The sequence below is a fragment of the Caloramator sp. CAR-1 genome (assembly GCF_030546345.1).
GTDB classification, from domain to species: domain Bacteria; phylum Bacillota; class Clostridia; order Clostridiales; family Caloramatoraceae; genus Caloramator; species Caloramator australicus.
On record NZ_JAUONW010000037.1, the window covers coordinates 16,148 to 35,512 of the forward strand.

Here is a 19,365-nt window from a genome sequence, read left to right on the forward strand (position 1 = left end):
CCGCCAATTGGCGGTTATATATTTTTATTGCTTATTTTAGAATACTTTGTTATTATATGATATGTTAATATTAAGCTGCTTTGGGAGGAATTTATATGGTAAAAATACCTGAAGATATATTAAGGAGAGTTCAAAAGCCTGCTAGGTATATAGGAAATGAAATAAATATGGCAGTTAAAGATCCGACAACCGTTAAGGTTAGATTTGCTATGTGTTTTCCTGATGTTTATGAAGTTGGGATGTCGCATCTTGGGATTAAAATATTATATCATCTATTAAATGAAAGGAAAGATACATATTGTGAGAGGGTTTTTGCTCCATGGGTGGATATGGAGGATGAGATGAGAAAGAATGATATTCCTCTTTATGCCTTAGAAACTAAAGATCCTATAAAAGATTTTGATTTTGTTGGTTTTACTTTGCAGTATGAAATGAGTTATACAAATATAATAAACATGCTTGATCTTGCAGGCATTCCCTTCCTTTCAAAAGATAGGGAATCGGGTCCTTTTGTAGTTTTTGGCGGTCCTAGTGCCTTTAATCCTGAACCTTTAGCAGATGTTGCTGATTTCTTTATAATAGGCGAAGCAGAAGAGGCATTAATAGAGGTTATTGATATATATGTAAAGTGGAAGGAAAGAAGAGGCAAAAGAATAGAATTTTTAGAAGAAATAACAAAGATCCAAGGAGTATATGTTCCTCAGTTTTACGATATAGAATACAATGAAGACGGAACTATAAAAAGAATGATTCCTAAGAAGGAGGAATATCCAAAGGTAATTAAAAAAAGAATTATAAAGGATCTTAATAAATCTTATTATCCAGAGGCCTTTATTGTTCCATTAACCGAAATAGTCCATGATAGAATAATGCTTGAAACCTTTAGAGGCTGCACAAGGGGATGCAGGTTCTGTCAAGCAGGCATGATATATAGGCCTGTTAGGGAAAGAACTGCAAACAAACTATTAGAAATGGCTGAAAAACTTGTAAATAATACAGGTTATGATGAAATATCGCTAACATCCTTAAGTATCTGTGACTATTCTGATATTCAAAATTTAGTAATGAGCTTAATATCAAGATATGAAAAGGATAAGGTAGGTATTTCACTACCTTCATTGAGAATAGATGCTTTTTCGGTTAATTTAATAAACGAAATTCAAAAAGTTAGGAAAACAGGACTAACCTTTGCCCCTGAAGCAGGTTCACAAAGGATGAGGGACATTATAAATAAAGGCGTTACTGAGGAGGATTTAATAAATTCCGTAACTTCGGCCTTTCAGTCGGGATGGAATACAATAAAACTTTATTTTATGATAGGACTTCCCTTTGAAACCATGGAGGATGTTGAAGGCATTGCCCATTTAGCCCAAAAAGTGGTTGATGCATATTTTTCGTTGCCTAAGGAAAAAAGGACAAAGGGGTTAAGCGTAACCGTCAGCACATCCTCCTTTGTTCCAAAACCCTTTACTCCCTTCCAGTGGGAACCTCAGGACAGAATTGAAACTTTACAGGAAAAACAAAGATTCTTAAAGGGAAAAATAAAAAGCAAATTTATAAATTATAACTATCATGAATCCTATATAAGCTTTCTTGAAGCGGTATTTTCAAGGGGAGATAGAAGATTAACAAAGGTCCTAATAAAGGCTTGGGAAAAGGGATGTAAATTCGATGGCTGGCAGGAATACTTTAAATTCGACAAATGGATGGAGGCATTTAAAGAGTGTGGCATTGATCCTGAATTTTATGCTTATAGGAAAAGAGCACTTGATGAAATTCTTCCATGGGATTTTATAGATGCAGGTGTAAGCAAGGAGTATTTAATAAAGGAATACCAAAAGGCAATGGAGTGTATATTAACTAAAGATTGTAGGTTAGGTTGCACAGCCTGTGGTATAACAAAATATCTTGAAGGTGGTGCTTGTTTTAATGGTGCGATATTTAATAAAGTTTCAAAAGACTGATTTAGTAAAGTTTCTTTCCCATTTAGATACTTTAAGGACTTTACACAGGGCTATTAAAAGGGCTAAGCTTCCAATAGTTTATTCTAAGGGTTTTAACCCACATCCTTCAATATCGATTGCTTCTCCTTTATCAGTAGGGATTGGTAGTTTAGGTGAATATGCAGATATTGAGCTTGAGGGGGATTTTGATGAGGAAGTTATTAGGGATAGTTTAAATCAATGCCTTCCTAAAGGCCTATATATTACTGATTGCATAAAGATAAAATCAAAAAAGCCTTCAGCTATGAGTGTGGTAGAAGCTGCAAGTTATCAAATACAGCTAGCATGTAACTTTTATAAGTTAGGTGGTGTTATCGAAAAAGTAAAAAATGAAAAGTATATATTAAGAATAAAAAGGACAAAATCAGGAGAAAAGGAAATAAATATAAGACCGATGATCTATGAAATTTCTTTAGAGAATAACGAAAAAATAAGTAACTTGAAGGTGTTAGTTCAAAATAGCAATAAAGGAAGTTTAAATCCTGAGATGCTTATTGAAGTATTAAGGGATTATGGAGTTGACTTTTCAATTTTTGAAATAACAAGATTAGAGCTTTATGCAAAGACAAACGATTTTATAGCATTAGATAAATTTTTTAGACTACCATAGAGGTGTTTGGATTGAAGAAAATTTTTGTTGACACTGGAATAACACAAAATAGGTTTTTAGTTTTTGAAGATGAGGAACTAATTGATATTTATATTGAAGATATTTCATATAAAAAATTAGAGGGAAACATATATAAAGCACGGGTAGAGAACATTAACGCTTATTTAAACATAGCCTTTTTAAATATAGGCGAAATCAAAAATGCCTTTATAGATTTAAAAGAAGCTCCAAATTTAAAAATTGGCGATGAAATAATAGTGCAAATAAAGAGGGATTCTGAAGGCAAAAAAGCTCATAAAGCTTCCAGTCGAATATTATTTCCTGGGAAAAAATTACATTTGTTAGTGGGCATAAAAGATATAAAATCACCAAATAAAGAAATTTACAAGAAAATAAAATCAATGTTTGAAAATAACATAAAAGAAAATTATGGTGTTTTAGTTGAAGCTGAAGAATTTAATACTGAAGAGTTAATAAATGAATATCATTCTTTAATAGAAAAGTGGGAGAATATTAAAGACAAAGCAAACTACATAAAGGCTCCATGTCTTTTGATGAAGTCAAAAGATTATATTTCAAAACTGATAGATGATCACATTAATGGAAAAGAATCCATAGAACTTTATTTTTCAAAGGAAAAGGATAAATCTTTATTTCAAAAATACATCGACGTCAAAAACTTTAACGTAAGTATAGATATAATTAACACCATCGATAATTGCATTTTGGATACCATGAAAAGGAAGCACTTCTTGATAGGTGAAGCCAATATCGTGATGGATGAAGTAGAGGCATTTACAATAATAGATGTTAATTCAGGAAATATAGATTATCATAATGCTGAAATTAAATCATTGATGGAATTTAATAAATTGGCCGCCCAAAGGATATTTAGACTTTTAAAGCTTAGAAATACAGGAGGAATTATATTTATCGACTTTGTGGATGTAGAAAATAAGCAAAAACAAGAACTATTAAATTTTATTATGGAACTGTCAAAAAACGATAATAATATAAGCAGGATTTACGGTTGGACTAAATTAGGAGTTCTTGAGCTTGCAAGGGCAAGAAAGGGTAAGAAACTGAAGGAACTAATCTATTACGATTATTATAAGGATATTTTAAATCCAAGTTATGTTTTAAAGCTTATTGAAAATAAATGCCTCTACAACAAGGAAAAGTTTTTTAAAAAAGAATTTGTCGTATCCATTCCACAAACTACATTTGAATTATCAGAAAAGATTGGCTTTAAGGATAAATTAAAAAAAGAGTGGGATATAGAATTAAAATTTTTAATAGAACCAAATGTCATAAATTATGAATTCAAAAATTAGATTGTCCATTGACAAACTAAGGGTATTATGTTAGAATTGCTTTGTAAACCGCTCGCAACGGGCTAAAAGGTAAGACCTGCCTAGATTGCGGCGAGTCTCGGTTGAGGAGGTGTAAAGGAATGTACGCATTAATAATGACTGGCGGAAAACAGTATAGGGTTCAAGAAGGTGACGTGCTATTTGTTGAAAAGCTTGCTGCAGATGTTGATTCAACAGTAGAAATCAAGGAAGTTCTTGCAGTTTCAAAGGATGGCAAGCTAGTTGTTGGAAAACCATTCGTTGATGGTGCTAAGGTGACTGCAAGAGTAGTAAAGCACGGAAAGGCAAAGAAGATAATCGTTTTCAAGTTTAAGAAGAAAAAGGATTACAGAAGAAAACAAGGTCACCGTCAACCATATACTCAAATTAAGATTGAAAAAATCGAAGCATAATTGAAATAGAAGGCCTTCAAAGGAGGTGTAATAAATGGCTCATAAGAAAGGTGTCGGCAGTTCCAAGAACGGTAGAGATAGTGAATCCAAAAGACTGGGGATTAAAAGACATGATGGTCAATTCGTTTTAGCGGGAAATATACTTGTAAGACAAAGAGGAACTAAGATTCACCCAGGAGCAAACGTTGGAAGAGGAAAGGACGATACTTTATTTGCTCTTGTAAGCGGAATCGTAAGATACGAAAGATTAGGAAGAGACAGAAAAAAGGTAAGTGTATATCCACAAGAAGCTGTTCAATAATTAGATTAAAATGCACCCTTAAGGGTGCATTTTTGTGGTTTAATAGAGGTGGATTTTATGGATGAAGAAAAATTAGTCGAATATACAGTTAAACAGCTAAGATTATTAAGACATAATTTTATGAATACTCTCCAGGTTATATATGCTTATTTACAGATAAATAAACCGGATAAGGCTATTGAGTATATGAAAGAAATAAATAAAAATATGTTTAGTTTAAGTTTAATTTATAACCTCGAAAATCCCTTTATTTCTCTGCTTATGCAGGACATAATAATGGAAGTAGAAAAAATCGGGGCAGACTATGAAATAATAACAAATATTGATTACATACCAACTGAAGTTTTTACAAAAAATAAAAACGAAATACTAACATTGTTTGAAAACATTAAAAAGTATTTGCTTAATGGCTTAAAAGGCAATAACGTTAGTAAAAAACTCTACATTGAAATAGGCGAAGATGATAAGGCATACTTAATCGACTTTTATAACACTGGCCTAAAGGAAAAAATTAAGTCTACCAATTATGAAACGCCATATAAAATAGATGGTTTAAATTTAAGGCTTTACGAATTTGGAAACTCCTTTCTTTTGGAAGTGAGTATTGAAAAAAGTAGGTGATTATATGTTCGTAGATGTTGCTAAAATATATGTCAAAGCCGGAGACGGAGGACATGGAGCAGTATCTTTTAGAAGAGAAAAATATGTTCCGTTTGGTGGACCAGATGGAGGAGACGGAGGAAAAGGCGGAGATGTAATTTTTGTGGTCGACAAAGGCCTTAGAACTCTTTTAGATTTTAGATACAAGAAAAAATATATAGCTATGTCAGGAGAAAATGGGGGAACGAACAACAAGTTTGGTAAGGATGGAGAGGATTTAGTCATTAAAGTTCCACCAGGAACAGTCATAAAGGATGCAGAAACTAATAGAATTATAGCAGATCTTAAGGATGAATCAGATGTGGCAGTTGTTGCAAAGGGAGGACGCGGAGGTAGAGGAAATACGAAATTTGCAACCCCTACAAGGCAAGCTCCTAACTTTGCTGAACCAGGAATGCCTGGCGAAGAAAGATGGATCGTTTTGGAGCTCAAATTATTAGCAGATGTTGGTCTCGTTGGATTCCCGAATGTTGGAAAGTCAACTATATTATCGATGGTTACAGGGGCAAAACCTAAAATTGCCAACTATCATTTTACAACTTTAACTCCTAATTTAGGCGTTGTAGATCTTCCAGGAGTTAAAAGCTTTGTTCTAGCTGATATTCCTGGAATTATTGAAGGCGCCCATGAAGGAGCGGGCTTGGGAATAGACTTTCTAAGGCACATTGAAAGAACAAGGGTGCTTATTCATGTTGTGGATGTTTCGGGAATAGAAGGAAGAGATCCCATTGAAGACTTTTATCAGATAAATGAAGAATTAAAATTATATAACGAAAAACTTTCTAAGAAGCCTCAAATAGTAGCAGCTAACAAAATGGACATTCCTGGTGCAGAAGAAAATTTTGAAAGGCTTAAGGCTGAAATGGATAAACATGGAATAAAGGTCTTTAAAATTTCAGCAGCAACCAATCAAGGCCTTAAAGAACTTATGCAGTATGTAGGACAGGTTTTAGAAAATGCACCTTATGATGAGGAACCATTAGGTGAATTTTATATCCCTGAAGACAAGAAATTCACATATACTATTAAGAGGGCAGATGATGGCGCATTCGAAATAACTGGATCTTTTGTAGATAGACTGCTGCTTAGCGTTAATATTTATGATTCTGAGTCATTAAAATACTTCCATAAGGTATTAGAAAGAAAAGGTATTATCGAAGAATTAAAGCAAATGGGAATTAAGGATGGAGATATAGTAAGGATGAATGATTTTGAATTTGAATTCGTCGAATAGAGGTGAATATATGCTGAAAGGAAAGCAGAGGAGCTATTTAAGAGGCCTTGCCAATAATATTGAATCGATTATCCAGATAGGCAAAAATGGATTAGATGAGGCGGTATTAAAGCAAATAGATGAAGCCTTAACTGCCCGTGAATTAATCAAAATAACCGTTTTAAAAAATAGTCTTTTAGATCCTTATGAAACATGCCAAGATGTTTGCCATAGTTTAAAAGCTGAGCCGGTTCAAGTTATAGGAAACAAATTTGTAATTTATAGACGAAACGACAAAAAACCTCAAATAAATTTTCCAAATTAGTCCCTTAAGGAATTATCCTTAAGGGATTTTTTATGATATAATAACATTTGGAATTTTAATTTGGAGTGATGCCATTTGCAAAATATAGGCTTATTTGGAGGAACCTTTAATCCAATTCATTTGGGACACTTAATCATTGCAAACGAAGTTTTGGAAAGCTTGAGATTGGATAAGATAATTTTTATCCCAACCGGTGTTCCACCCCATAAGGACATAGGAGTTGTTAAAGGGAAACATAGATTCGAAATGGTTAAACTTGCAATAGAGGATAACCCCTATTTCGAGGTAAGCGATATAGAAATAAAAAGATTAGATTATTCCTATACATACGATACATTAAAAGAATTACAAAAAATATATTATGTAAACAAATTTAGGTTTATTATTGGATACGACGCATTTTTAGAAATAGACAGCTGGAAAAATGTAAAGGAAGTTTTTAAAATGGCACAATTTGTAGTAGTAAATAGAAATGTAGAATCGAGAGAAATGTTAAAATTGATTGAGGAAAAATGTAATAAATTTGATGGAGAAGCTATATATTTAAAAGTTCCAAATATAGAAATATCTTCAACTGAAATAAGAAAAAGAATAAACGAAGGAAAAAGTATAAAGTATTTGCTTCCGGATAAAGTTATTGATTATATCCAAAAAAATGACCTATATAGAGGAGATTGATAACATGATTCATAAAATAGAACAAAAATTAAAGGAAATGCTAGATGAAAAAAGATATATTCATTCAAAGAATGTTTTAAAAGCCGCAATAGAACTTGGTAAAAATTTCAATGTTGATTTAGAAAAAATAAAGATAGCCGCATTACTACATGACTGTGCAAAAAATTTAAGGGATGATGAATTGTTAATTAAAGCTTATAAATATGGTATAATTGTTGATGAAATACAGAAAATACAGCCTTTTCTCTTGCATGGTCCTGTAGGAGCATATTTGAGTAAATTTGAATTTGGGATTGATGACGAGGATGTTTTCAATGCAATATACTATCATACAACTGGAAGAAAGGATATGACGACTTTTGAGGAAATAATTTACCTTGCAGATTTTATATCTATTGATCGTAATTTTGAAGGCGTTGAAGAAATAAGAAAAAAAGCCTTTGAAAATTTTGAAGAGGCGCTTTTAATGTCCTGTAACAGCACACTAACTTATGTTATTAATAGAAATCTTCCTATCCATCCCTTGACTATTGAATTTAGAAATTGGCTTTTAATGAAAGGTGGAAAATAGATGAACAAAAGGACTAAAAGGGCTAGAAAGAAAAGTGTAAAAAAATTTTTTTTAATGTTATTAATTTTCTTTATTTCCTCTATTGGATTAGCTTTTGGATATGGTTTTTACCAGCTTAATAAAATGTCAAATGATGATTTTAAAGGGACAAAATTAAGTTATAACGAACCTGTTAATATATTGGTATTAGGCGTTGATGCAGGAGATTATAAAAATAAAAAATCATCTCATACTCGTTCTGACACAATAATGCTGGTAAATTACAATCCAAATGAAAATAAAGCCTTTATTTTATCTATTCCTAGGGATACAAGGGTAAAAATTAACGGCGATTATTGTAAAATAAATTCTGCCCATTCCATCGGGGGGACGGAACTAACTATTAAAACAGTAGAAAATTTTTTAAATGTCCATATAGATTATTATGTTGAGATAGACTATGAAGGCTTTAGAAGGGCAATAGATGCCATAGGTGGAGTTGATGTAGTAATTCCGAGGGATATGCATTATAAATCCTATGATCTCGATATTAACTTTAAAAAGGGAGAAAAGGTCCACTTAAATGGGGAGCTTGCTGAAAAATTTATAAGATGGAGAAAAAACAACGATGGGACTGGATATGCAACGGGGGATTTAGGAAGAATCTCAACTCAACAGGAATTTTTAAAGCTTATTCTTATGAAACTTAAGACTCCGGAAGGAATAATTAGAATTCCCAATTTGTTGAATACAGTTGTAAGATGGACTAAAACGAATATTCCACCTAAATTGATGGTTTATTATGCCTATAAGGCTATCGGAATGCATGCTGACTCTATTGAAAGTGAGACATTAAAGGGGGAACCTAAATATATTTCGGGGATTTCATATTATATATATGATGAGGATAAAAATAAAGAGGTTCTATCATATTTTAAAAAAGATAATGATTTAAAAATAATTATTTTAAATTCTACAAATGTTAATGGACTTGCAAAGAAATATAAAGAAAGGTTATCACAATTAGGTTATAAAAATATTAAGACTGGAAATTATTCAGTTGCCTATGAAAAAACAGAAATACAAACATCAAATGTTGAAATTGCCCACAAGATTAAGGAATTTTTAAAAATTGGAGAAGTAAATTATTTGAAAGATAACGAAAATGAAATTATAATTATACTTGGGACAGACGCTATTAAATGAAACTAATGTCATAATAAAACATAAAATATACTAAGATAAAATGAGGAGGTTATAATTTGAAAAGTTCAGCAAGCTTAGCTTATTATATTTCTAATGCTGCTTTAAATAAAAAGGCTAAGGATGTTAGGATATTAAACGTATCCCATTTAAGCCCAATCGCAGACTATTTTGTAGTATGTAGCGGAACTTCTACAGTCCAAGTTAAGGCAATAGCCGATGAAATAGAAGAAAAGCTTTCGGAGAAGGGGTTTTACGTAAGGCATAAGGAAGGATATAATTCTGCAAGATGGGTTTTATTAGATTATGGTGATATAATTGTGCATGTCTTTTATACAGAGGACAGGGACTTTTATGATATAGAAAGGCTCTGGGCAGATGCAATTGCAGTAAATGTATAAAACTTTGACAAAATTTAAATATTAATTTATAATATACCATAATTGAATATTGATAGCATATTAAAAGGAGTAGTAAATAGGCACGGCTTTCAGAGAGCTGGTGGAGGGTGCAAACCAGTAAGCACGGCTTATTGAACTCGCCTTTTTAGCAATATGCAGGGAGACCTTTATCTAAACGAGAGGGCCTATGGCCAATTAGGGTGGTACCGCGGGGTTCCCCGTCCCTAAAAAGGGATGGAGAACCCCTTTATTTATATAATACTTTAGGAGGTGGAATCATGGCTTTTTATGATTTTTTAGAAATTGAAAAGAAATGGCAAAAGATTTGGGAAGAAAAGAATAATTTTCATGGTGAGGATTTTTCAGATAAGGAAAAATATTACATGCTAGTTATGTTCCCATATCCATCTGGAAAATTACATATGGGCCACGTAAGGAATTATTCCATAGGTGATGTTATTGCAAGATTTAAAAGGATGCAGGGATATAATGTTTTACATCCAATAGGATTTGATGCCTTTGGCCTTCCAGCTGAAAATGCAGCAATAAAACACGGAATTCCTCCAAAGGATTGGACAATAAATAACATGGAGGAGATGGAAAAACAATTAAAAGCACTTGGAATTAGCTACGACTGGGATAGAGAAGTTAAAACTTGTATGCCGGATTACTACAAATGGACTCAATGGATGTTCCTTCAAATGTATAAAAACGGCTTAGCGTATAAGAAAAAGTCCTTTGTAAATTGGTGTCCATCCTGCCAAACTGTTCTCGCTAATGAGCAGGTTGTAAATGGTAAATGTGAACGTTGTGGAACTGCTGTAGGCAAAAAGAACTTAGAGCAATGGTATTTTAAAATCACCGATTATGCAGATAGACTGTTAAAGGACATTGAAAAATTAAAGGGTTGGCCTGACAAGGTTAAGATAATGCAGGAAAACTGGATAGGAAAGAGCGAAGGTGCCCAAATAGATTTTGCTATTGAAGGAAGACAAGAAAAGATTACAATATTTACAACAAGGCCTGATACCGTATTTGGTGTAACCTATGTTGTTCTTGCTCCTGAACATCCGCTTGTTAAGGAGCTTGTAAAAGGAACAGAATATGAAGAAAAAGTATTAGAGTTTGTAGATAAAATGCAGTATTTAAATGAAATTACAAGAACATCAAATGAAACAGAAAAAGAAGGTGTATTTACTGGCGCCTACGCAATAAATCCAGTTAACAATGAAAGAATTCCAATTTGGATAGCCAATTATGTTCTTTTAGATTATGGAACTGGTGCAGTTATGGCAGTTCCTGCCCATGATGAAAGGGATTTTGAATTTGCTAAAAAGTATAATCTTCCAATAAAGGTTGTAATATCACCCAATGGAGATGAAAGCTTAACCCTAACAGAAGCTTATACAGGCGAGGGAATAATGATTAATTCTGGCAAATTTAACGGAATGAGAAACTCTGAAGCCTATGGTGAAATTGTAAAGTTTATAGAAGAAAATAATTATGGAATAAAAAAGGTAAACTTTAGATTGAGGGATTGGCTGATTTCAAGACAAAGATATTGGGGAGCACCAATTCCGATAGTTTATTGTGAAAAATGTGGTGAAGTTCCAGTTCCAGAGGATAAGCTGCCAGTATTGCTGCCAGAGGATGTTGTATTTACAGGTAAAGGGGAATCACCACTTACTACATCAGAAAGTTTCCTTAATACAACTTGTCCTAAGTGCGGAGGCAGAGCTACAAGAGAAACAGATACAATGGATACATTTGTATGTTCTTCATGGTATTACTTTAGATATACCGACCCCCATAACGATAAAGAAGCCTTTAACTATGATAAGGCAAAATACTGGATGGCTGTTGACCAGTATGTAGGCGGGGTAGAGCATGCAATACTTCACTTATTATACTCAAGATTTTTTGCAAAGGCTTTATATGACTTTAAAATTTCACCAGTTGATGAGCCTTTTACAAACCTTTTAACGCAAGGTATGGTTTTAAAGGACGGGGCAAAGATGTCAAAGTCTAAGGGCAACATTGTAAGCCCGGAAGAAATAAGAGCAAATTATGGAGCAGATACAGCAAGATTATTCATCTTATTTGCAGCACCGCCAGAAAGGGACCTTGAATGGAGCGATCAAGGAGTAGAAGGATGCTTTAGGTTCTTAAATAGAGTATGGAGATTGGTTGATGAGCTGGAACCGATGATTAAAAAGGCAAATAAGTTGGATGTAAATAAGTTAACAAAACAAGATAAAGAAATGAGAAGAATTGCCCATTATACAGTAAAAAAGGTAACAGAAGACATAGCACAAAGATTCAATTTTAATACAGCAATAAGTGCAGTCATGGAGCTTGTAAATGCAATGTATCAATATAAAGACATTGAAAATCCAAATTACGATGTTCTTGCTGAGGCAATCGAAAAGATGCTGCTTATATTAGCACCTTTTGTTCCACACATAACAGAAGAACTTTGGGAAAGAATAGGAAAGACTGGCAGCATCCATGAGCAAAGATGGCCAGATTACGATGAAGATGCTCTTGAAGTTGATGAAATTGAAATAGTTGTTCAGATCAATGGTAAAGTAAAAGGAAAACTCATAGTTCCAGTTGATGCATCAAATGAAGAAATATTAAATACTGCAAAGGAAGATTCAAAGATTAAATCCTTCATAGAAGGAAAGACAATTGTAAAGGAAATAGTTGTTCCTGGAAAACTTGTTAATATTGTGGTTAAATAAAAGGAGGTAAAGTTATGGAAAAGGTTGTTCTTTCTACAACTAATGCTCCAGCAGCAATTGGACCATATTCCCAAGGTATTAAGGCTGGCGATTTTATCTTTACATCAGGCCAGCTTCCTATTGACCCTAAGACTGGAGACCTTATCAATAACGATATAAAGGCTGCTGCAAAACAGTGCTTGGAGAACATAAAGGCGATATTAGAATCAGCTGGTTCAAGCCTTGATGATGTTGTTAAAACTACAGTTTTCTTGAAGGATTTAAATGATTTTGCTAGTGTAAATGAAGTTTATGCTGAATATTTTAAAGAAAAGATGCCAGCAAGATCAGCCTTTCAAGTTGCAAGGCTGCCCAAGGATGCGCTAATTGAAATTGAAGCGATTGCCATTGCAAGATAATAAAAAAGTAAAGGGTCTATCCCTTTACTTTCCTTTTTTTATTTTAAATTTTCCTTTTCTTTTAAACTTTTTATAAAAGAATAGGGTTACGACTATTATAGTAGGAATTACAATCCAGTTTGAAGGTCTTTTCTTGTATTTACCAGTTTCAACATATTTAAGATCATAAAACAAACTACCAAAATCTTCATTTGCAATTAAGGGAACGGATTTAAGAAGATTATTATTTTTATAAATATCTACAGAACCTAAGGTTTCACCTTTTGTAAATTTTTCTATATTAGAAACAACATTAATCTTTTTTTCTATATCATTAAAATTATCATTTTTCTTTAATGTAATATATATATCTTCAGCTGGATAAAGGGGAATAGATTTGTTATCTATAATTATATGAGTGGCAGCTGTGTTTTTATCTAAAATCAGCTTTGTTTGGAAATCGTTAAAACCGTAATTAAAAAGTTTGATAATATCGTTATAATATTGGGCATTGCTTTTTAAAACTACAGCTATTAGGGTTCTGCCATCCTTAGTTGCAGAACCTACAAAGGCATGTTTTGATTTTATCGTATATCCAGTTTTAACACCATCTGCCCACTGATACCGATATCTTCTATTGCCATTAATAAGTTTATTATGACTATAAAGGTATCGGGTTTGGGGCTGTTTGTTGGTGGGTGGAATTTCATATCTAATTTTCGATACTATTTCTCTAAACTTTGGATATTCGAAGGCTTTTTTAGTTATTAGGTATAAGTCATATGCGCTGGTATAATGGTTAGGATCATAAAGCCCTGAAGCATTAACAAAATGAGTGTTTTTACAGCCTAATTCTACAGCCCTTTGATTCATTAATTTTGCAAATTCTTCTTCGCTACCGGAAATATATTCTGCAAGGGCCTGGGCAGCATCGTTGGCTGATTCAATCAAAAGGGCATTTAGAAGCTGTTCTACCGTTAACTCCTCGCCCTCTATGAGATAAATTTTGCTTCCATCTGCAAAGGGAGGCTTTTTCCCTATAATGACTTTATCGTTTAAGTTGCATTTTTCAATTGTTAAAAGAGCTGTCATTATTTTTGTTGTGCTTGCTGGTGCAAGCTTTAGATCCTTATTTTTTTCAAAAAGTATCTTGTCCGATTGCAAGTCTACCAACACACATCCTTCAGCATCAACATTTATGGAAGCATTTACATTTGCAATGTTAAAGAAAATACATATTAACATTAACACTAATACAGCATATTTTTTCATAAACATCTCCTTCCGTCATTCATAAACAAATTTATTTTAACAAAAAACTATATAATTATTCAATGTTTAAATGAATTAATTTTTGTCAATATTCTATTTGGGGTGATGTTCATGGATTTAACAAGGAGAGAAAAAATAGGCTTGGCTGTTTTCCTTTTTATTATCCTTTTTATAACCTCTTTTTATTATTACAAGGATAAAAGAAAAAACGAGATGATGGTTATTAAAACTTCAAGGCTTCAAGAAGAACAAAACGAAAATGATATTAAAGAGATAAAGGTGTATATATGTGGGGAGGTTAAGAAACCGGGGGTATATACTTTAATTGAAGGAGAAAGATTGTATAAGTTAATAGATATTGCAGGTGGATTTACTGATAAGGCAGCAAAGGAAAACCTAAATTTAGCTATGAAATTAAAGGATGAAGACTATATATTTGTTCCTTCAATTGAAGGCTTATTAAACAATAGTCAAGGTAAAACAATAAGTTCAAAGATAAATATTAACACAGCAACACTTGAAGAGCTAAAGACGCTTCCAAGAGTTGGTGATGCCATAGCCCAAAGAATTATTGAATATAGAGAAAAAAATGGGCCATTTAGAGATATAAAGGATATTAAAAATGTTAGCGGAATTGGAGATAAGATGTTTGAAAATATAAAGGATAAAATAACAGTAAGATAATATTGAACATATGTGCATTTTTGGCTAAAATTATCATGAGGATAGGATTAATGAATATAGGAAGGATGTGATGAAATGGAAAAGATAAAGCTAACTCAAATGGTTGAAGCATCTGGATGAGCTGCGAAAATTGGGCCGGAGGCCTTATCGGATATATTATCAAGATTGCCTAAATTTTATGATGAAAATCTTATAGTAGGATATGATACATCTGATGATGCAGCAGTTTATAAGATAAGCGATGAAATTGCCATCATTCAAACTTTGGATTTTTTTACCCCTGTGGTTGATGATCCATATACCTTTGGACAAATTGCAGCAACAAACTCCTTAAGCGATGTCTATGCTATGGGTGGTAAACCAGTTTTGGCATTAAACATCGTTACCTTTCCACAGTGCAAGGATATGGAAATTTTGGGTGAAATTTTAAGGGGAGGAGCAGATAAAGTAAAAGAAGCTGGAGCAATAATCGTAGGTGGGCATACCGTTGACGATGATGAACCTAAATATGGCCTTTCGGTAATGGGAATTGTCCACCCCAATAAGGTTTTATCCAATTCCAATGCAAAGGAAGGAGATATATTAATTTTAACAAAGCCAATAGGAACAGGGCTTATAAACACAGCAATAAAGGGAGAGTTAGCCAGCGAAAAGGAAATAAATGAAGCGATAAAATATATGGCTATGCTTAACAAAGGTGCAGCTGAGATTGCAGAAAAATATTCTATTAATTCCTGCACTGATATTACAGGCTTTGGCCTTATAGGACATGCTTTTGAAATGGCAAAGGGAAGTAATGTTACTATAAATATTATAAGCAAGAATATAAGATATATTGAAGGTGCCGTAGAATACGCTAAAATGGGTTTAATTCCTGCTGGAACATATCGAAACAAAAACTATTTGAACGATCAATATAAGAATAATACAACTGAAGATTATGTTCTTGATCTTTTATTTGATCCACAAACTTCTGGAGGACTTATGTATTCACTACCGGAAAGGGAAGGGCTAAAATTATTAAGTGAACTTATTGAAAATGGAATAGATGCTTATGTAGCTGGATATGTTGAAAAGTTTAAGGATTATCATATTATTATAAATTAATAGGAGGCAAAAGGATGCAAAATAAGAATCTACTTTTATCAAAGCTGCCTAAGGTTGATAGGATTCTATCTGATGATAGAATACAGGACTTTGATATTGCGCGGAATTTAAAAATTGACATTATAAGAAAAATTTTAGATAGCTATAGAAAAGATATATTAGATGGAAATATAGAAGAATTTACTTATGATGATGTAATAGATAAAATAATAAAACTTTTGAATGTTAAAAGCAAAAATCACTTAAAAAGGGTTATAAACGCAACGGGAACTATTTTGCATACCAATTTAGGTAGGGCAGTTTTATCAAAGGATGCGATTGATGCAGTTGTTGAGGTAGCATCAAGATATAACAATTTAGAATATGACCTTGAAAAGGGTGAGAGGGGATCAAGATACAGCCATGTGGAAGAAATCATTTGCAAAATAACTGGTGCTGAAGCAGCGATGGTAGTAAACAATAATGCAGCAGCAGTAATGCTGGTCTTGTCAACTCTTGCTAAGGGAAAAGAGGTTATAGTTTCAAGAAGCCAATTGGTTGAAATTGGTGGTTCCTTTAGAGTTCCTGCAGTTATGGAACAGAGTGGGGCTAAACTTGTTGAAGTTGGAACAACCAATAAAACCCATCTTTACGATTATGAAAATGCAATAAATGAAAATACTGCCCTTATCCTAAAGGTTCACCAAAGCAATTTTAAGATACTTGGATTTACTAAGGAAATTTCCCTTGAGGAGCTTGTGGAATTAGGGAAAAAATATAATCTTCCAGTTGTTGAAGATATAGGTAGCGGTGTATTGATAGATTTTTCAAAGTATGGACTTCCCTATGAGCCTACTGTTCAGGAGAGCATAAAAAGGGGGGCAGATGTAGTTACCTTTAGCGGTGATAAACTCCTTGGAGGCCCACAGGCAGGAATAATTGTAGGCAAAAAGCATTTAATAGATAGGATGAAGAAAAATCAATTAACAAGGGCATTAAGAATTGATAAAATGACTTTAGCTGCTCTAGAAGCAACTTTTAAGCTTTATTTAGATGAAGAAAGGGCAATAAAGGAAATACCTGCTCTTAGAATGATGACTATGAATATTGAGTTAATCCAAAAAAGGGCTAAAAAACTTTATAGTCAATTAAAGAAAATAATTTCAGATAGGGCGGAACTTAATATCGAAAAGGATGTATCACAATTTGGTGGAGGAGCAATGCCCCTTGAGACCATTACAACATATGTAATTACAATAAAACCTAAGTTTAAGAAAATTGAAGATGTAGAGTTAGAACTAAGAAGGCAGGAAGTTCCAATTATAGTTAGAATATATAAAGAAAATATTATTATTGATGTTAGAACATTATTTGATGATGATTTTCATATTATTGTTGATTCATTGAATAAAATTTTATAATCAGGGGTGGAATATATGCAGCATGTTATAATCGGAACAGCAGGACACATAGATCACGGAAAAACTACTCTAATTAAAGCCCTAACAGGAAGAGATACAGATACTCTAAAGGAGGAAAAGGAAAGAGGTATTTCTATAAACTTAGGTTTTACCTATTTTGATTTGCCTTCAGGAAGAAGGGCAGGAATAGTTGATGTTCCTGGACATGAAAAATTTATAAAAAATATGCTGGCAGGGGTAACTGGAATAGACATCGTTCTTTTAGTAATAGCAGCTGATGAGGGGATAATGCCCCAGACAAGGGAACATCTAAATATACTCAATCTTTTGGATATAAAAAAGGGCATTGTTGTTGTTACCAAAAAGGATCTTGTAGATGAAGAATGGTTAAAGATGGTTATTGAGGATATAAAAACAGAAATTAGTGATACGTTTTTAAGGGATGCACCAATTATACCTGTATCATCCTATACTGGAGAAGGTTTAGAAAAATTAGCTCTAACCATAGATGAACTTACAAAGGATATGGAGGATAGAGATACTTTTACTGATTTTAGGCTGCCGATAGATAGAGTTTTTAGCGTAAGCGGTTTTGGAACTGTAGTTACAGGAACATTAATATCAGGGACGATATACGAAGGGGATATATGTTCTATTTATCCTAAAGAAATAACAACAAAAGTTAGAGGATTACAAGTCCATGAAAAATCCGTTAAAACTGCCTATGCAGGTCAAAGGGTAGCTATAAATCTTGCAAATGTAAAAAAGGAAGATATTGAAAGGGGAGATGTTTTATCTAAACCCAACTCCCTTCAAGTTAGTATGATGCTAGACTGTAGACTAAATTATCTTAAGGATGCACCCTATCCCCTTGAAAATAGGGATAGAATAAGGATATATCATGGCACTAGCGAGCTTTTAGGTAGGGTATATATATTAGATAAAGAAGTGATAAATCCTGGAGAAACAGCTCTAATTCAAATAAGATTAGAATCCCCTATAGCGGCAAAAAGGGGAGATAAATATGTCATAAGGACATACTCTCCAATGATTACTGTCGGTGGAGGAACTATCCTTGATCCAAATCCAGTTAAGCATAAAGCCTTTGATGAAAAGGTTATTAATGAGCTTTTATTAAAGGAAAAGGGTGACCCTATCGAAATAATAGAACAAACTATTAAAAATAACAGCAAGGACTTTATCGGCATAAACGATATTATAAAGCTTTCGGGTAAAAACTACAGCAATTTGGACGATATATTGGAAACCTTGATAAGAAAAGAAAAAATCATAAAGTTAAATATAGGTGATGAGGAAGTTTATCTGCATAAGACCTATTTGGAAGAAATAAAGAAAAATATCGCACAAATTTTAGCAGATTATCATAGGATAAATCCATTGAAATTTGGAATAACTAAGGAAGAGTTAAAGATTAAAGTTTTTGGCAAAAATATTAAACAAAAGATTTATGATAAGATCTTAGAACTTTTATGCGATGATACAATAAAGATTGAAAACATTTATATATCTTTAAAGGATTTCAATATTTGTTTTAATCAAAAACAAGAAAATATAAAACAAGAAATTTTAATGCGTTTTGAAGAAGCGAAATATCAACCTCCAAAACCTGAAGATTTGATAAAAGGGTTTGGAAGGGATGAAAGGGATGCAAAAATGGTATTTGAAGCTTTAGTTGATTTAGGGACACTAGTTAAAATTAATGAGGAAATTTACTTAAAAGCTCAAGATTATGAAAGGGCAAAGGACATGCTAATAGATTTTATAAAAAGGGAAGGCAGTATAACCGCAGCTCAATATAGGGATATGCTTTCAACCAGCAGAAAGTATGCAGTAGCAATACTTGAATATTTCGATTCAATAAAGCTTACCAAAAGAATAGAAGATCAAAGGGTATTGGCTTAAATTAAAAAAGCCTGACGTCTTAAGACATCAGGCTTTATCTTATGGCGGGAGTGTGTGGGAATCGAACCCACCCAACGGGGTTTCAGCCCGTCAACACGGTTTTGAAGACCGGTAGGCACACCAGCACCTATCCACCCCCATGAACCGAC

General features: G+C 33.0%; 19 protein-coding genes and 1 tRNA gene. 18 read left to right on the forward strand and 2 right to left on the reverse strand.

From position 1 onward, the window contains the following. Positions 1 to 95 precede the first annotated feature (95 nt). From Q3V94_RS09785 to Q3V94_RS09850, 14 genes are all read left to right on the forward strand, one after another. Positions 96 to 1,964, forward strand: a complete 1,869-nt coding sequence (locus tag Q3V94_RS09785; protein ID WP_303527259.1) for a TIGR03960 family B12-binding radical SAM protein — start codon at positions 96 to 98, stop codon at positions 1,962 to 1,964. Continuing rightward, positions 1,930 to 2,613: a TIGR03936 family radical SAM-associated protein gene (locus Q3V94_RS09790; RefSeq protein WP_303527262.1), complete on the forward strand. Its 684-nt coding sequence runs from the start codon at positions 1,930 to 1,932 to the stop codon at positions 2,611 to 2,613. Before Q3V94_RS09785 ends, Q3V94_RS09790 begins: the two co-directional genes overlap by 35 nt. Before the next feature lie 11 nt (positions 2,614 to 2,624). Next, on the forward strand, positions 2,625 to 3,947 hold the full coding sequence (locus tag Q3V94_RS09795; RefSeq protein ID WP_303527263.1) for a ribonuclease E/G: 1,323 nt from the start codon (positions 2,625 to 2,627) through the stop codon (positions 3,945 to 3,947). Between the two features lie 119 nt (positions 3,948 to 4,066). Then, positions 4,067 to 4,378: a 50S ribosomal protein L21 gene (rplU, locus tag Q3V94_RS09800; protein WP_008908687.1), complete on the forward strand. Its 312-nt coding sequence runs from the start codon at positions 4,067 to 4,069 to the stop codon at positions 4,376 to 4,378. 34 nt (positions 4,379 to 4,412) lie between these two features. Beyond that, entirely contained in the window at positions 4,413 to 4,679 is a 267-nt protein-coding gene (gene rpmA / locus Q3V94_RS09805) for a 50S ribosomal protein L27 (protein WP_008908688.1), read from the forward strand. A gap of 57 nt (positions 4,680 to 4,736) precedes the next feature. Further along, positions 4,737 to 5,300, forward strand: a complete 564-nt coding sequence (locus tag Q3V94_RS09810; protein WP_008908689.1) for a Spo0B domain-containing protein — start codon at positions 4,737 to 4,739, stop codon at positions 5,298 to 5,300. Positions 5,301 to 5,304: 4 nt separating this feature from the next. Beyond that, a complete protein-coding gene (gene obgE, locus Q3V94_RS09815; RefSeq protein WP_274768128.1) occupies positions 5,305 to 6,573 on the forward strand; it encodes a GTPase ObgE in 1,269 nt (422 codons plus the stop codon). Between the two features lie 10 nt (positions 6,574 to 6,583). Next, the gene (gene yhbY / locus Q3V94_RS09820) at positions 6,584 to 6,877 is read left to right on the forward strand and encodes a ribosome assembly RNA-binding protein YhbY (protein ID WP_008908691.1); all 294 of its coding nucleotides are present in this window, start codon (positions 6,584 to 6,586) and stop codon (positions 6,875 to 6,877) included. Between the two features lie 75 nt (positions 6,878 to 6,952). Then, entirely contained in the window at positions 6,953 to 7,555 is a 603-nt protein-coding gene (nadD, locus tag Q3V94_RS09825) for a nicotinate-nucleotide adenylyltransferase (protein ID WP_303527270.1), read from the forward strand. A 4-nt stretch (positions 7,556 to 7,559) separates the two neighbouring features. Further along, entirely contained in the window at positions 7,560 to 8,126 is a 567-nt protein-coding gene (gene yqeK / locus Q3V94_RS09830; protein ID WP_303527273.1) for a bis(5'-nucleosyl)-tetraphosphatase (symmetrical) YqeK, read from the forward strand. Beyond that, on the forward strand, positions 8,127 to 9,311 hold the full coding sequence (locus Q3V94_RS09835) for an LCP family protein (RefSeq protein ID WP_303527276.1): 1,185 nt from the start codon (positions 8,127 to 8,129) through the stop codon (positions 9,309 to 9,311). It begins immediately after the preceding gene. A 56-nt stretch (positions 9,312 to 9,367) separates the two neighbouring features. Continuing rightward, on the forward strand, positions 9,368 to 9,709 hold the full coding sequence (gene rsfS, locus Q3V94_RS09840; protein WP_008908695.1) for a ribosome silencing factor: 342 nt from the start codon (positions 9,368 to 9,370) through the stop codon (positions 9,707 to 9,709). A gap of 275 nt (positions 9,710 to 9,984) precedes the next feature. After that, positions 9,985 to 12,453: a leucine--tRNA ligase gene (gene leuS, locus Q3V94_RS09845; RefSeq protein WP_303527481.1), complete on the forward strand. Its 2,469-nt coding sequence runs from the start codon at positions 9,985 to 9,987 to the stop codon at positions 12,451 to 12,453. A 14-nt stretch (positions 12,454 to 12,467) separates the two neighbouring features. Beyond that, a complete protein-coding gene (locus Q3V94_RS09850) occupies positions 12,468 to 12,851 on the forward strand; it encodes a RidA family protein (RefSeq protein ID WP_303527281.1) in 384 nt (127 codons plus the stop codon). A gap of 24 nt (positions 12,852 to 12,875) precedes the next feature. On the opposite strand, the gene Q3V94_RS09855 is transcribed toward Q3V94_RS09850, so the two are convergent. Continuing rightward, a complete protein-coding gene (locus Q3V94_RS09855; protein WP_303527283.1) occupies positions 12,876 to 14,102 on the reverse strand; it encodes a D-alanyl-D-alanine carboxypeptidase family protein in 1,227 nt (408 codons plus the stop codon). 111 nt (positions 14,103 to 14,213) lie between these two features. Here Q3V94_RS09855 and Q3V94_RS09860 point away from each other — a divergent pair, with 111 nt between their 5' ends. The 4 genes from Q3V94_RS09860 to selB all read left to right on the forward strand — a co-directional run bounded on the left by Q3V94_RS09860 (position 14,214) and on the right by selB (position 19,216). Further along, positions 14,214 to 14,786 (forward strand): ComEA family DNA-binding protein, encoded by a 573-nt coding sequence (locus Q3V94_RS09860; protein WP_303527285.1) that lies wholly within the window; start codon positions 14,214 to 14,216, stop codon positions 14,784 to 14,786. A gap of 75 nt (positions 14,787 to 14,861) precedes the next feature. Next, on the forward strand, positions 14,862 to 15,893 hold the full coding sequence (gene selD, locus Q3V94_RS09865) for a selenide, water dikinase SelD (protein ID WP_303527286.1): 1,032 nt from the start codon (positions 14,862 to 14,864) through the stop codon (positions 15,891 to 15,893). Between the two features lie 14 nt (positions 15,894 to 15,907). After that, complete coding sequence (gene selA, locus Q3V94_RS09870) at positions 15,908 to 17,293, forward strand: L-seryl-tRNA(Sec) selenium transferase (protein ID WP_303527289.1); 1,386 nt, start codon at positions 15,908 to 15,910, stop codon at positions 17,291 to 17,293. A 15-nt stretch (positions 17,294 to 17,308) separates the two neighbouring features. Further along, entirely contained in the window at positions 17,309 to 19,216 is a 1,908-nt protein-coding gene (gene selB, locus Q3V94_RS09875; RefSeq protein WP_303527292.1) for a selenocysteine-specific translation elongation factor, read from the forward strand. A 42-nt stretch (positions 19,217 to 19,258) separates the two neighbouring features. On the opposite strand, the gene Q3V94_RS09880 is transcribed toward selB, so the two are convergent. Next, positions 19,259 to 19,355 (reverse strand) — tRNA-Sec (locus Q3V94_RS09880). Between the last annotated feature and the right edge of the window lie 10 nt (positions 19,356 to 19,365).